The sequence below is a fragment of the Rhizobium sp. RHZ02 genome (genome assembly GCF_014851575.1).
GTDB lineage: Bacteria > Pseudomonadota > Alphaproteobacteria > Rhizobiales > Rhizobiaceae > Rhizobium > Rhizobium altiplani.
Map to the genome: position 1 here is coordinate 395865 of NZ_JACUZX010000003.1, position 14813 is coordinate 410677.

At 59.3% G+C, this 14813-nt stretch carries 14 protein-coding genes; 7 read left to right on the forward strand and 7 right to left on the reverse strand.

From position 1 onward, the window contains the following. Positions 1-20 precede the first annotated feature (20 nt). From IB244_RS07395 to IB244_RS07425, 7 genes are all read left to right on the forward strand, one after another. On the forward strand, positions 21-518 hold the full coding sequence (locus tag IB244_RS07395) for a ubiquinone biosynthesis methyltransferase UbiE (RefSeq protein WP_169683250.1): 498 nt from the start codon (positions 21-23) through the stop codon (positions 516-518). Beyond that, positions 515-1693, forward strand: a complete 1179-nt coding sequence (locus IB244_RS07400) for a class I SAM-dependent methyltransferase (protein WP_192303681.1) — start codon at positions 515-517, stop codon at positions 1691-1693. Before IB244_RS07395 ends, IB244_RS07400 begins: the two co-directional genes overlap by 4 nt. Next, positions 1690-4047, forward strand: coding sequence for a SpoIIE family protein phosphatase (locus IB244_RS07405; protein ID WP_169683253.1), 2358 nt, complete (start codon positions 1690-1692; stop codon positions 4045-4047). Before IB244_RS07400 ends, IB244_RS07405 begins: the two co-directional genes overlap by 4 nt. A gap of 4 nt (positions 4048-4051) precedes the next feature. Beyond that, on the forward strand, positions 4052-4606 hold the full coding sequence (locus tag IB244_RS07410; protein ID WP_169683256.1) for a slr1658 superfamily regulator: 555 nt from the start codon (positions 4052-4054) through the stop codon (positions 4604-4606). An 18-nt stretch (positions 4607-4624) separates the two neighbouring features. Further along, a complete protein-coding gene (locus tag IB244_RS07415) occupies positions 4625-4963 on the forward strand; it encodes a slr1659 superfamily regulator (protein ID WP_025660241.1) in 339 nt (112 codons plus the stop codon). 577 nt (positions 4964-5540) lie between these two features. Then, a complete protein-coding gene (locus tag IB244_RS07420; RefSeq protein WP_192303682.1) occupies positions 5541-6320 on the forward strand; it encodes an ABC transporter ATP-binding protein in 780 nt (259 codons plus the stop codon). Between the two features lie 179 nt (positions 6321-6499). Continuing rightward, positions 6500-7477: a L,D-transpeptidase gene (locus IB244_RS07425; protein ID WP_192303683.1), complete on the forward strand. Its 978-nt coding sequence runs from the start codon at positions 6500-6502 to the stop codon at positions 7475-7477. Positions 7478-7604: 127 nt separating this feature from the next. Here IB244_RS07425 and IB244_RS07430 read toward each other — a convergent pair whose 3' ends face one another. The 7 genes from IB244_RS07430 to IB244_RS07460 form a co-directional block, all read right to left on the reverse strand. Then, positions 7605-7760, reverse strand: coding sequence for a hypothetical protein (locus tag IB244_RS07430; protein WP_192303690.1), 156 nt, complete (start codon positions 7758-7760; stop codon positions 7605-7607). Between the two features lie 21 nt (positions 7761-7781). Then, positions 7782-8747, reverse strand: coding sequence for an ATP-binding cassette domain-containing protein (locus IB244_RS07435; protein ID WP_192303693.1), 966 nt, complete (start codon positions 8745-8747; stop codon positions 7782-7784). Then, on the reverse strand, positions 8744-9652 hold the full coding sequence (locus tag IB244_RS07440) for an ABC transporter ATP-binding protein (RefSeq protein WP_192303695.1): 909 nt from the start codon (positions 9650-9652) through the stop codon (positions 8744-8746). Before IB244_RS07440 ends, IB244_RS07435 begins: the two co-directional genes overlap by 4 nt. Then, positions 9649-10470, reverse strand: coding sequence for an ABC transporter permease (locus tag IB244_RS07445; protein ID WP_062369167.1), 822 nt, complete (start codon positions 10468-10470; stop codon positions 9649-9651). The genes IB244_RS07440 and IB244_RS07445 overlap by 4 nt, the downstream gene beginning before the upstream one ends. A 4-nt stretch (positions 10471-10474) precedes the next feature. After that, positions 10475-11410: an ABC transporter permease gene (locus tag IB244_RS07450; RefSeq protein WP_018858030.1), complete on the reverse strand. Its 936-nt coding sequence runs from the start codon at positions 11408-11410 to the stop codon at positions 10475-10477. A gap of 96 nt (positions 11411-11506) precedes the next feature. Beyond that, entirely contained in the window at positions 11507-13099 is a 1593-nt protein-coding gene (locus tag IB244_RS07455) for an ABC transporter substrate-binding protein (protein WP_192303697.1), read from the reverse strand. 64 nt (positions 13100-13163) lie between these two features. Next, a complete protein-coding gene (locus tag IB244_RS07460) occupies positions 13164-14792 on the reverse strand; it encodes an amidohydrolase (protein WP_192303699.1) in 1629 nt (542 codons plus the stop codon). Between the last annotated feature and the right edge of the window lie 21 nt (positions 14793-14813).

The following is a 14813-nucleotide window of genomic DNA, read 5'->3' on the forward strand; positions in this document are numbered from 1 at the left end:
AAAGGCAGGAGGCTATGGCAATGGCAGACGCAGCTTTTGAGCAACTCCTCAACCTGGAAATGGAGATGGCAACCTTTACATCCGACTGGCTGCATTGCGACCAGCTCTCGAACTACGTCGCCCAAATGGTCAGCCATGACCGCCGTGATCCACTGCGCCATTCCAACCTTCTGTCCTCCGCCCTCAACGAACTCCTCGAGATGTCGTTTCGCTCGGAGGCGCAAGAGGGTGAACTAGCATGCGCCTTCTATCGTCATGAACAAATCGAGCGGATCGAGTTGAGTTTTCCGTGCCCATCACAACAGCACCGCTTTTATGCTGAACTCGTCCGGGGTCTGAAACACAGTGGAAAACTGGCGAACTACGTGAAGGTCATCGCCGACGAGACGGCTCCCCTGGAACAAGCGATCCTGTTGGGATTGGCGGTCAACTATGATGCGGAGATAGAGCTGCGCGCTTCGGCAGCCGAGGCGCTCACATTCGTTGTCGACCTGCCTCTTGAAAGGCTCCTCACTTGACCGCGAACAACCCCTCCCCTGTCTTTGCGACGCAATTCGACACAAGCAACCAGGAATTCGTGGCAACAGGCGTCTTCCGGCCTCGTTCGATCGCAGACATTGCGGACGATCTGCTTCTGCTGCGCGACAAAATCGAAAAGGTGCACGGCGTCTTCTACGTCAATCTGAAACGCGTCACCCACATGAACAGCACGGCGTTCGGCGCTCTGGCGCGTGTTCTCGTCGATGCCTCGTACTCCCGACCCGAACTCAAGATTGTCGTGCTCGCATCAAGTGTCGTCACATGGGCGACGCAGATGTTTCGGCACCTTGGGGAACTTTCGCCCAACATTTCCATGGAGATTTATGACTCTGCTTTCTATCCTGGTCAGGCGTTCGTCGAGGATAAGAGCTTCATACCGATACTCCGGACCCAGACGAAAATGACCTGGCGTCACGAACGGACGATTTTACCACGGCACGGTCTGCGCGGCGGCATGGCGATTGCCGACATTTGCTGCGGCATCGGTGATTTCGCTATGCTTGTCAGGAAAGAATTCGACCCCGCCAGGATTGTCGCGCTTGATCATTCCGTGGCCAGCCTCGACTATGCGCGCTCCGTAGCGGAAGACTTCTGCGTTCGCGATATCGAATATACCTTTGGCGATGCATCACAGATGCTGTTCGAAAGCGACCAGTTTGATTTTGTGACGTGCCGCCACTCGTTACAGATCTTCGATCGGCCCGAGCTCCTTCTGAGAGAACTCTATCGGATCTGCAAGCCGGGTGGCCGGGTCTACATCACAAACGAAAAGAACTCTCACTGCCTGGGTGAACCGCGCGCCGAAACTATCCAATGGACCTATAACGAGGTCGCCAAGCTCTTTCGCCATTTCGACATGGACGTCGAAATGGGACCAAAGGGTTCTCGCCTCTTGCTGGATACCGGTTTCGAGGATGTAAAGATCGAAAGTTTCATGGTCACCAACCACGACGGCGACCCGCAGGAGTTCGCCGATGTCATTGAAGCCTGGGAAGATGTCTACGCAGGCGAGATGTCCGCTAGACGCGGGGACTCTCCCGAGTTCGTGGCACGGTTCAGGCAGGGCTTCAGGGATCATATCTTTGCCGCCCTTCACCCGAGAGGCTATGCCGGCTGGCCGATCTGGGCGGCGTCGGGGCAGAAGCCGCTATGACCGCTGCGCCAAAGAAGCCAAGTCTCGGATTACGCTCCTTTCGGACGAAATTCATCCTTGTCGTCGGCGGCGCCGTGCTTTTCGATCTTCTTGTCAGCGGCAGCCTGGCACTATGGAACGTGCAACGGCTATCGCGTGACGCGACCACTCAAGTCGGAGAAGGGCTTGAAAAGGCAAGCCAAGACTATATTCGCTCGTCCACCGAGTCCACCGTTGCACAGGTTGGGCTGCTTCTTAATCAGGTGCATTCCGACGTTAAGGCGCTCGCTGGCGTGTTGCAGTCGCAGATAGATCGGCCGACGAGGAACAGTAAGGTTGGGGCCGCAATGGCCAAAGCTGATCCCAACGCCGTGACGGTCACTTTCGACAGCGGCGGCGGTTGGGCGCAGAACGCACCCGGGTCACCATCCGTCGTTAGTGTCTGGGGTTACCTTCTCGACAAGGATCATCGTCCGCTGCCGCAAGTGCAGACAGACATCGAAACCAGCGCCGTTCTTGATCTGGTTGCCCCTAACCTCCTGCAAAATGGGGCCTCCAAACTTCAAATGTACTATATCGGTCCGAAAGAGCGGCCGATCTTTAGAACGGCTCCCTATACGGACCAGGCGCAGACGTTCGACAGGCTCTACCCCGGCCACAATAAAGAAAACTTCTGGGCCTTCTTCTTTCCTGGCATCTACGAGTCATGGCAGCAGTGGGCGCGAAATCCAGCCTCACGCCCCGTTCCTGAAGACATTACCCAGACTGCACCATACACAGACGCGATAACGGGAAAGCTGATCGTCAGCTTTTTTCATCCTCTCTGGACGGCAGATCGCCGCGACGTCGCCGGGATAGCCGGCGCCGACATAACGCTCGACCAGCTGGCCGAAATCGTCGAACACGTGAAGGTCGCCGAAACCGGTTTCGGCTTCCTTGCCATGTCCAACGGCAATGTTGCCGCAATTAACCGGACGGGGGAGAAGATCATCGGCTTGCGCGCGGCAAGCGACGCCACCAACCAGGGCGTGACCGGCGTTGACCGCTCGCTGCGAAACAGTACGCAGAAAGCTATTGCCTCTCTTCCGCTCGACGCCGACGGCGTCATTCACCGCATTTCACTGAGAGAGAATGGCGAGGATGTGCCCTATCTGGTGGTCACCAAGCAGCTCCGCCCATCGAATCTTTGGGTCAACGGTCCGGTTCAACGCGAGGTCATGTCGCTTGGTATCGTCGTACGGGAGCACGAAATTTATGCGTCGCTTATCGCTGCTCGAGAGCAGATAGCGCGTGCCACCAATCGTATCCTGCTTTACCAGATTCTTGCGGTTCTGGTGTCGTTGCTCATCGTTGCGGCCGCAGTATTTGCGGCGTCGAAGCGCATCACTGGCGGGATCAGCGCCTTGGCAGCCGCTGCAAGGAGCATTGAGGCGAAGGACTATTCCGTTCGGGTGGCGATTACCAGCAAGGATGAGGTGGCGCAGGCCGGACTTGCCTTCAATCGCATGGCCGAGCAGATCAGCTTCCATACGGAGAATCTTGAAAAGCTGGTCGATGAACGGACGAAGGAAATCGAGGCGGCAAAGGAAGAAATCGAGGCGTTGAATACGCAGCTGAAGAGCGAGAACCTGCGCCTCGGCGCAGAGCTCGATGTAGCACGCCACATCCAGATGATGGTTTTGCCGCGGCCCGCTGAGCTTGGAGCGGTTGAACACCTCGATATTGCCGCCTATATGCGTCCGGCCGACGAGGTTGGTGGCGACTATTATGATGTCCTGCAAAACGGCCGAAGCCTGAAGATCGGCATTGGCGATGTAACCGGTCACGGGCTGGAAAGCGGCGTGCTGATGCTGATGGTGCAGTCGGTCGCCCGTGCCCTCCAGGAAGCCGGAGAAACCGATCCTTCGAAATTCCTCGCGCATCTCAATCGGGCGATATTCAAGAATATCGAGAGGACAAAAACCGACAAACACCTCACTTTGTCATTTCTTGACTATGACGGCGATCGCCTCACCATTTCAGGACAGCATGAAGACCTTATCGTCATCCGCAAGACAGGTGAAGTCGAGCGGATCGATACCGGTGACCTCGGTCTGCCGGTTGGGCTTGAATCCGATATTTCGCCTTTTGTTGATACTCGCGAGATATCGTTCAAGCAGGGCGACCTTATCGTGCTCCATACGGACGGTGTTACGGAAGCCGAAAATCCGCGTGGCGAGCTGTTTGGCATCGACCGGCTCTGTCAGAGTGCGCGGCTTCTTCATGGCCAGACCGCGGAGGAAGTGAAGGATGGTATCGTCGAAGGTTTGATGGCCTACATCGGAACTCAAAAAATACATGATGACATCACGCTGGTCGTGATGCGGCATAGGTGATGACATGGCAGTCGTACTCTATGGGCAGGAACACCTCGCCTCCTCCACTGCAGCCCACGCAATTCGGCTTAGGTTGCTTGATGGCCCACTTGATCTTGCCTGGAAGCACTCCGGCATGACGTCTGATTTCATTGCAGAAATGATGGTCTCAAGGTTTCGGCCGCCGAAACGGATATACAACCAGCTCAAACAGGACATCGGTTACCTTGCAAACGAGCTGATAGAGAACGCTATCAAGTTTCGCATTCGCGGCGAAGTGGTTGTCGAAGCCCTGGCGCAAGCCGATTGTTTGCGGCTTAGGGTGTCCAATTTCGTTGACCGTGAAACGGCTGGTAGATTCAAGCAACTGCTCCGCAAGGTAACGAGCGGTGATCCGAGCGAGCTGCTTATCAGGCAGATCGAAGCAAACGCCACGGCCACGTCAGGCAATGCATCGGGCCTCGGATTGTTGACCCTGATGAGCGACTACGAAGTGCAAATGGCCTGGCTCTTCCAGGAGGACGACCCTTACGACCGAACAAGGCTTGAAACCTATGCAGCTATGTCAATTCCGGCATGAAACAGCAAGAGGTGCGCGATGGAAATTAGAGAAGAAGCCTACCGCGTCTGGTCCGAAGGCAGCACCGTCTATTTCGATGGGACAATGCGGTTATCGGGGCCTGACGCTTACGCCCCGGTCCAAGAACTCGCCATGAAGGCGCTCGAAAATGGCAGCGGCAAAACCACTTTGGACCTGACGGGGTTGGAGTTCCTCAATTCCTCCGGCATAAATCTGCTTGCCAAGCTGACAATCGAAGCGCGCAAACGCCCGGAGATCCATTTGACCGTTCTGGGTTCCTCCCAAATTTCGTGGCAGACGAAATCGCTACCCAATTTGAAGAAGCTGCACCCCGGCGTCGATCTGAGGATGACCTGACAGCCGCCTGTGCCGCCGCGCAGAACGGGCGGCGGGGTCTCCCTCTGGCCCGCTTGGTACTCTGGTGCTCCCTTCGTGAGTACAATTCCATTGCAACCACTTGCGCTGGCAGTTGTGGTCTCATTGCCAGCAATTCACCGGCCAAACCAGTCGCAGACGTCAACGCACGCTTGGCTCTCGTCAACACCCCATCGATGGCGCAATTGCAGAGAAGACGACCGCGCAGTGCTTTCCTCGCTTGACGCGGAGCGCAACACGGCGCGCGACCGGGTTCGCTTATCGGAAATCATTGATCTCAACCCGAAAATCAGCGGACATGGCAGCCTGCTGTTCTTCCAACCAACTCGCAAGCCTTAAGATGCAACCTGACCAGCTCGATTTCGGCCGCTGTTTGCGAATGCGCGGAAAGTGCCCACCTCTTTAAGACGGCGTCCGGGGCAACCTGTCTCAAGGCGGCCAAGCTTCATTTCGAAATAATTGCTCGCCAGAGAATATATAAGTTGACAGTAACGGTAAAGTTTTGCACGAGCGCGTACAGAGCCGCGATCGCTATCTGATGCAAGCAAAGAGAAGCCGCATGTCGACACCCTTCCTGACAACGTCACAGATTGCCTATCACGCGGCAGGAAAGAGAATCCTTTCCGGGATAGACCTGACATTGTCGAGCGGACGCATCTACGGTCTGGTTGGGCAGAACGGTAGCGGCAAGAGCACGCTTCTGAAGATCATGGCCCGACAGATTGCCCCGACCTCCGGTGGGGTCGAGCTGAAAGGCGAGGCGATTTCGCGCTGGGGCGCCAGACCCTTCGCCCGGCAGGTTGCCTACATGCCGCAGTTCACACCAGCGACCGATAGCATGACGGTTCGTGAACTGGTGGCGCTTGGCCGCTTCCCGTGGCACGGCACGCTCGGCCGTTTCACCAGCGCCGATCAGAAACTCGTCGACGAGGCCATAGAGCGAACCGATCTCGAACGTTTTGCAGACAGCCCGGTGGCAAGCATGTCCGGCGGCGAGCGGCAACGCGCCTGGATCGCCATGATGCTGGCGCAGAATGCGCAGTGCCTGCTTCTTGATGAGCCGACCTCCGCGCTGGATCTGCTACACCAGGCCAGCGTGTTGGCGCTGCTGCGCGAACTCAGCCACGAGCGCCGGCTAACGATCGTCGTCGTCCTCCACGATATCAATCTGGCCGCCCGCTATTGCGACGAGATCGTGGCTTTGAGGAAGGGCCGCATCTCGGCACACGGCACGCCAGCCGACATCGTAAGGTCCGATGTGCTCAAGTCGGTCTTCGATCTGGAAATGGGTGTCTTTCCGCATCCGGTCAGCAACGATCCGATCAGCTACGTTCTTTAAGGCCGTAGTCTTGCGATCCGGTTCCACCGAGAACCCTCTCAGTGAGTGATCTGTAACAGTGTCGCGGTGCAGTGAACCGCGTGAAAGCATTCTGCATACCGTTTGATGATATTGAACTTCCGACTGCCAGAACGGACGCCGCCGTTGGAACAACTTGGCCGGTCGTAGATTTCACGCTCATGAAAACAACGATCTTTCTCGTCGTGTCGCTGACCCTGGGGCTGCTTGGCAACGCAAGCGCCCAGGAGCTTGGTGCGGAAACCATCAACAGTGCCTCGCTCGACTCCATTCCAACCGAGCGACCAGCCAAAGCCTCCCCTCGACCAGAGCCTGCCGTTATACGTCTGCAGGTGCTTCTGGATCGCTTGGGGTCGTCTCCCGGGGTGATAGACGGGCATTACGGCGAGAACGTCACCAAGGCGATCGCTGGCCTCGAAGCCATGCGGGGCATACCGACCGATGGAAAGCTGGATCCTGAGGTCATTCGCCTCTTGCTTGACGACCAGCCAGTCATCGGAGCCTATGTAATCTCCCCGGAAGACACACAAGATCTCGTCGACCTCATTCCCAAAGACTACGCCAGGCAAGCCAAGATGAGGTACCTCGGATACACAAGCGTTGCCGAGAAACTGTCCGAGCGGTTCCACATGGACATCGATCTTCTGAAGGCGCTGAACGCCGGCACGCCGTTTACGGTCGGAAAGACAATACTTGTGGTGATGCCCGGCAACGCGAAAGAAGATATGGTCAAGAGGATTGAAGTGCGACGACGAATTGGGCAAGTCTTGGCGTTTGGCAAGGATGGCTCCCTGCTGGCCGTTTATCCCGCCACGATCGGCAGCAGGCAAACGCCTTCGCCGTCAGGAACCCACAAGGTCAAGGGCGTCGCGCGAATGCCGCCATACAGTTACGATCCGAAAATCAACTTTCAGCAGGGAAAGAACACCAGGCCCCTAACGCTGCCCAAAGGTCCCAACGGCCCCGTTGGAACCATCTGGATCGATCTGACAGAGCCGACGTATGGAATTCACGGCACACCGGAACCCTCCCTTATCGACAAAATCGGATCACATGGATGCGTCCGCCTGACCAACTGGGACGCCGAGGAATTGGCCGCGATGGTAAAACCAGGCGTGACTGTCGAGTTTGTCGACTGATGCGAGCCTGTCAGGTGTCTTGCTGACAGGGCTCTGGATGAGGTGTTCGACAGCCGTCACGGCTGGCCGGCGAGCAGGCCTCTTTATCCTGTCCCTTTGCCGCAGGCGCCAGCGACGGTCTAAGGTATCAGCTCGACAGTTCCCTAGCGCGGGCGTTGATCTTCTCGCACGCCTCTTCGTATGGGTCACGCATCAGGATCAAACGCGACGCACCAAGCAGCAAAAGCGATTTCAAATGCTTCCAACCGCCTTCCTCGCCGGCAACCGGGGCGTAGGACGTCATTGCAGTGCGGCCCTAATTCAATCAAGCCGCGACGGACAGCCTCACCCTGTGATTGTCGGCAATTTCGACCAGTTCCGACGGGGTCGGCGCGGCAAAGACATCCGGTGCCGGGCTCCCGTCCGATCCGAAACCGCGTCCGGCCGGGAGCTGGGCATCATGCAAGCGCTTCGCCTTCGGTTGCCCGCTCATGGCGATTTCGGGATCGGGAATGGCCCCTATAAGGCGGCGCGTATAGGGATGGGCCGGCGTCTCGAAGATCTGTCGCCACCCACCTTCCTCGACGACCTGGCCGAAGAACATCACCAGCACACGATCGCTCATGTGCTCCACCACGCTTAGGTCATGGCTGATCATCAGATAGGAAAGACCGAGCTTTTCCTGCAGATCCAGAAGAAGATTGATGATCTGCGCTCGGATCGAGACGTCGAGGGCCGATACCGGTTCGTCCAATACGACGATCTCGGGCTCGAGGATGAGTGCGCGGGCAATGCCGATGCGCTGGCGCTGCCCACCCGAGAATTCGTGCGGGTAGCGACTGGCCTGTTCCGGCTTCAACCCGACATCGATCAGCATCGCCTCGATCCTGTCGGAAATCTCCGATGCCGATTTGATGCCATGAAGGCTGAGGGGTGCGGCGAGCGAAGCCCTTATCGATTGGCGGGGATTCAGCGAGGCGTACGGATCCTGAAATACCATCTGCACCGCCTTGGCGCGCTGCATGCGCCCCGGCGCACCAGGTCCGGTCAGCGGTTGACCCCGGTAGCGGATCGTTCCTGAGGTCGGCGCCTGCAGACCGAGGATCGACAACGCCGTCGTGGACTTGCCGCAGCCTGATTCGCCAACGATCGACAGACACTCACCCCTGCCCAATTCGAAGCTGATGCCGTTTACGGCGTAAAGCGTCCGCCGTCCGGTTCCCAAAAGCCCGCCGCCAGACACCGGAAAGCGCACATGCAGGTCGTCCACTTGCAGCAAAGACCCGGTCACGGCTTTCCTCCTTCGTCGCGGCGTGGCGCAATGAACCTCGTCTCGGTCAACTTCGAGCGATCGGCGATGATGCTGTCGATGTCTACCAGGCGCTGGCGTCCATGCAGGCTGCGACTCCCCAGCCGCGGCAGCGCTCCGAGAAGCCCGCGCGTGTACTCGTGCCTCGGATCGGAAAACAGCAGAGCGGTATCGTTCTCCTCCACCAGGCAACCGGCATACATCACTCCCACCCGCTGGCAAACACTGGCGATCACGCCGAGATCGTGGCTGATGAACAGGACCGCGGTGCCGCGCGCGGCGCAGAGTTCCTTGATCAACCGCAACACCTCGGCCTGAACGGTCACGTCCAACGCCGTTGTCGGCTCATCCGCGATCAAGAGGTCGGGATTGCAGGCGAGCGCCATGGCGATCATCACGCGTTGGCGCAAGCCGCCCGACATCTGGTGCGGATAGTTCGCGGCGCGTCGGTCCGGATTGGGCACGCGCACGCTTGCGAGCGCGTCCACGGCAAGTTTCATCGCTTCGCCCCAGTCCTTGCCCTGGTGCAGGACGAACATCTCGGCGATCTGGCGCCCGACCGTGGAGAGCGGATTGAGCGCCGTCATCGGCTCCTGGAAGATCATGGCGACGCGGTTTCCCCGCAGTCGTCTCATCTCCCGCTTCGGCAGGGCGAGCAGGTTCTGGCCCTTGAAGACAATTTCACCGCCCGACACGCGCAAGGGCCTTTTCAGGAGACCCATCACGGCAAGCGACGTCACCGATTTACCAGAACCGGATTCGCCCACGAGCCCATAGGCCTCCCCCGGCATGATCTGGAACGAGACGCCCTTGAGGATTGGAAGAAGAGAGCGCACGGCCGAAACATCGAGCTTGAGTTCCTTGATGTCGAGAAGCGGAGCAGTCATGGCGTGCGCGTCCTCATATGCGGATCGAGCCTGTCGCGCAGCCCGTCGCCCAGAAGGTTGAAGCCAAGCACCGAGAGAAAAATGGCGAGCCCCGGAAACACCGCGACCCAGGGCGCGGTCCGGATCAACTGGCGCGCATCCGTCAGCATCGAGCCCCAGCTCGGAAAGGGGGGCTGGACGCCAAGTCCGAGGAAGGAGAGAGCCGCCTCTGAAAGCACCGCCGAGCCCATGCCCAGCGTTGCCATGACAAGGATCGGGCCCATCATGTTGGGCAGGATCTGCGTGAACATGATGCGCAGATCGCCGTAGCCGAGCGTCTGTGCAGCCTGCACATATCCCTGAGACTTCAGCGACAGGGTGGAGGAGCGCGCAATGCGGCACGTCCAGCTCCAGTTCGTGAGCCCCAGGGCAATCAGCAGTGATGGCAGGCCCGGGCCAAGTACGGCCATGACCGCCAGCGCGAAGATCAAGGAGGGGATGGCAAGCATGACGTTTGTGAGACCGTTTACGAGATCGTCCCACCAGCCGCCCCAGTAGCCGGCAGTCATGCCGAGCGTGCACCCGATGATGGAGTTGATGACCTGCGAGACGATCCCGACGGTCAGCGAGATCTGCGCGCCAAAGAGAATGCGGGTAAAGACGTCACGGCCCTGAGCGTCCGTACCAAACCAGAATGTGGCATCGGGCGGCAATTCGGCATTCATCAGATCGGCATTCAACACCGGATCGAACGGCGCGATCCAGGGAGCAAAGATGCCGGCGAGGATGACGAGCACCGTGAGAAGCGCGCCGAGGATGAAATTGAAACCAAAGCGCATCGCCTCACCCCTGCTTGATGCGCGGGTCGATCGCCGCGTAGATCAGGTCGACAAGGGTGTTGATGACGAGGAACCAGAGGACGATGACCAGGATCGTTCCCTGCACCGCGGGAATGTCGCGGATCGCCACGCTGTCCACCAGGAGCGAGCCGATGCCAGGCCAGGCGAAAAGTTTCTCGATCACCACGGCCTGCCCGATCAGCGAACCGAATTGCAGGCCGACTGTTGTCACGATCAGCACGAGCGCGTTGCGCATCACGTGCCAGCGCACGACCTTGGCTTCGCTCATGCCCTTCGAATGCGCGGTGCGAATGAAATCGGCGTTCAGCACGTCGAGAACCCCTGCTCGCGTGGTGCGTGCCAGAAGCGCCAGCGGCGTAACGCCGAGCGTGACGGCGGGCAGGATCAGGTTACGGAACGATCCGTCGCCATAGCCGAAGCTCGGCAGCCAGTTCAGATGAAGCGCAAAGACGTACATCATCAGGAGCCCGAGCCAGAACTGGGGCATGGAAAGACCCGAGACCGCGCCGATCATCGTCGTCGTGTCGAGAATCGATCCGGGACGGAGAGCGGCGAGAAAGCCGAGTGGCACGCCGACCACGACCGCGAACGCCATGGCGGCGAGCGCTAGTTCCAGCGAAGCCCACATACGGTCGCCGATCAGATCGAGCACCGGCTGGCGACTTCGAAAGCTGGTCCCGAGGTCGAGCCGCGCAAGGTCGGTGACGTATTTCACGAACCGCTCCGTCAGCGGCTTGTCGAGGCCGAATTCCTGGTTGAGGTGGGCAATCAGCTGTGGGTCAGCGGTGCGCTTGCCATCGGCAAGAAGGCTGGTGGCAAAGCTGCCCGGCACAACGCTGAAGATGACGAAGATCAACAACGCCACGACGATCACCGTCGGCACGATCTGCAGGACGCGGCGCAGAGTGAAGCGAAGCATGAACAAACCCGTTTTGGTCGCCCTTTAGGGAGGCGCGCGGCAATGCGAATTCGAGTGGCCGCGGGAATCCCGCGGCCACCGGCATGAACTCCCGGATTAACTGCGCGAGTCCGGCGCCGTGTCGTCGATCCAGATTTCATCGTAAGGCTGGATGGCCAGTTCCGTCGCATTCGGAACAAGCCCGTGGATCCACGGCTGGTATGCCATCACCGCCTTGTTGTAGTTGAAGAACCAGACCGGCGCTTCGTCCTGGATCAGGTTGTTCGCCTGGCGTAGCAGTTCGTTCTGCTTGGCCGGGTCGCGTTCCTGCTGCGCTGCCTCGTAGAGTTTGTCGAAATCGCCGTTCGAGAAGCTCTCGTAGTTGCAGGCCGACTGCGGCGTCTTGGAGTAGTAGCAGCGAAGCGCCTGCAGCGGATCCGGGCCGGAGAGGTTCGACCAGATGAAGGCCTGGAAATTGTTCGACGTCACCGCATCGCCGAGTGCCGAGCTTTCGACCGGCTTCGGCTTCACCGTGATGCCGACCTTCTGCAGCATCGGCAGGACGGCTTCGACGATCGGCACGCCCCAGCTTTCGTTTGGGCTGGCGGTCACTTCGAAGGAGAAGCCTTTGGCGTAACCGGCTTCGGCGAGAAGCGCCTTGGCCTTTTCCGGGTCGTAAGCATAGGCAGGCTTTTCCTTGTCGAACGCCGGCGAGGAGAGCGGCAGCCAGCCGGAAGCCGGGTAAGCCTTGTTCTTGACCAGGCGCTCGACGATCAGCGGCGTGTTGATTGCGTAGTTGATGGCCTGACGCACCCGCTTGTCCTTGAACGGCTCGAAGGCCGGATTGAAGCCGATGTTGCGGGTGTAGACCTCGGCGACCTCCAGCAGGTGGTCCTTAAGGGCATCCTCACCCTGGTAAGCTTGATACTGGGTGGGCCCAAGGATCGACACGTCGATTTCCTTGTTGCGGAAGGCCACGTCGCGGGCGGAATCCTCACCCATCAGCACGATCTTCACGCGGTCGAGATAGGGCTTGCCCTTCTCGTAGTACTTGTCGAACTTCTCCACGACGACCTGCGAGCCAGGCGTGTATTCCTTGAAGGCGAAGGCGCCGAGACCGATCGGGTTCTTGCCGAAAGTCGACTCGTCAGCGACGTTCGAGGGATAGATCACCGTCGTGTTCTGCATCAACGAAAAGCCGGGATTGATTGGCCCGGTATAGGTGACCTGCAGCGTGTGATCATCGACCTTCTTCAGGCCGCTGATGTCTTGCGCCTTGCCGGCGATATAGTCGTCGGCGCCCTTGATGATGGCGATATAGCTGGCACCGGGGAACGCGTTCTTCGGGTTGCCGATGCGCTTGTAGCTGTAGATGATGTCATCGGCCGTCAGCGGCTTGCCATTGTGAAAGACGGCGTTGTCGCGCAGATGATAGGTGTAGGTCGTCCCGTCCTCGGAAACATCAGCCGAGGTCGCCAATTCCAGAACCGGCTTGTTGTTGATCGAGTCCCAGCTGTACAGCGCCCGGTGAATGGCCTGGGTGATGAATTCTTCCTGCGTGTTGGGGCTCGACTGAACATCCAGCGTCGCGAAGCTGGAGCCATAAGGCGCGGTGAATACAAGTGTACCGCCATGACGCTCGCCATCCGCAAACGCCATGGTCGCGACGCCCAGGCTGAGCATCGCAGCGATTGAAAGTCTCTTCAGCATTTCGTTCTCCCTCTTTGTGCCGGGTTCCCTTTTCGGCATCGTGTCAGTCATTTTTTTGAGTGGCTCAGCCTCTCGCGTCGTGCACAACGCGGCCCGCCAGCAGCGTCAGCAGGCAGCGCGTATCCGACAGGATCGCCTCGGGCGATGCGGTGAGAAGATCATTGTCGAAGACCGCGATGTCAGCCCACTGACCAGCGACCAGCCGCCCCTTCACGTTTTCAGTCTTCTGCGAATGGGCACCGTATTCCGTGTAGGCCTGGAGCGCCTCCTCGCGACTAAGCTTCTCGGAGGCATCCATGACGGTGCCCTTGCCGGTCTGGCGGGTGATCATCGCGTAGAGGTCGGGGAAAGGATTGGGCGAGCAGACCGGTGAGTCGGAGCCGGTGGAGGGTTTGAGCCCCATGCGCGCCCAGGTGCCGATCGGGTAGGACTTCACGCCGCGCTCCTCGCCGAGGACGGAGATATAGCTGTCGCCGAAATCGTGAATGAAGGCCATCTGCGGCGCCGGCAGAATGCCCGCCGCCTTCATTCGCGCGTTTTGCTCCGGAGACGGATAGCCGCAATGCTCCACACGGTGGCGGCGATCCGGATCAGGATTGGCAGCAAGCGCCTTCTCGTAAGCCGTGATCAACTGCTCGATAGCGCCGTCGCCGATTGCATGGCAAGCCATTTGGTAGCCCCGGTCATGGCAGGACTGCACAATCTCCTCGACGACCGCGTCGGGCAGCATTTGCACGCCGAGGTTTTCCGGCTCGTCCTTGTAAGGCTTGGTCATCCAGGCCGTGCGTCCACCGGCCGATCCATCAAGGAATATTTTCACCGCGCCAACGCGCAGCATGTCGTCGCCGGCGCCGGAGATGAGGCCTGCGCGCCAGCAATCCTCGACGATCGACACGCCGGGATCACCAAGAAGGGTCAGCCAGACACGCACGGGCAAGCGACCCGCGATCTTGGCCATTTCATAGGCCTGAATTTCCGCAAAGCCGGAAAGCTGCCCGACGGCGGCGTCCATGCAGCTCGTAATGCCGAGGGACAAGAGATATTGACCGGCGCGCTCGATCCCATCGATCAGTTCGGCGGTCGTGGCCGACGGGATCACGGCCTTGACGAGGTTCATGGCGTTCTCCGCCAGAAGGCCGTTCAGTTTGCCGTCCGTCAGGCCGATGACGCCGCCATCCGGCACCGGTGTCGCCTCGGTCACGCCTGCCAGCATCAAAGCTTTCGAATTGGCGATCGCCACATGGCCGCACGCCCGCGTCACCAGAACCGGATGATCCGGCGCAGCGAGATCAAGGTCCGCGCGTGTCGGATGCCGGCCCGTATCGAGCTTGACCTGATCATAACCACGTGCGCGAACCCACTCGCCCTTCGGCGTCACCGCTGCGCGTTCGGCGATCTGGCGCATCAGCGCGGCGTGGGTGGGAGCCGCGGCAGGCGTCGCGTCAACCCAGCCCATGACGATACCGGTCGAAATCAGGTGCAGATGGTTGTCGATCAGCCCGGGGCTGGCAAAACGGCCGTCCAGATCGATGACCTCGGTGCGCGATCCCTTAAGGCTCAGCATTTCTGCATCGCTGCCGGTTGCGAGAACCTTTCCCTGCCAGACGGCCACCGCCTCGCAGGATCCTTCCTCGCGGCCGCACCATATGCGGCCGTTGTGAAGGATGAGATTGGCTTCAATTCTGACTGCCATTAACTGCTCCGTTGTCACGAC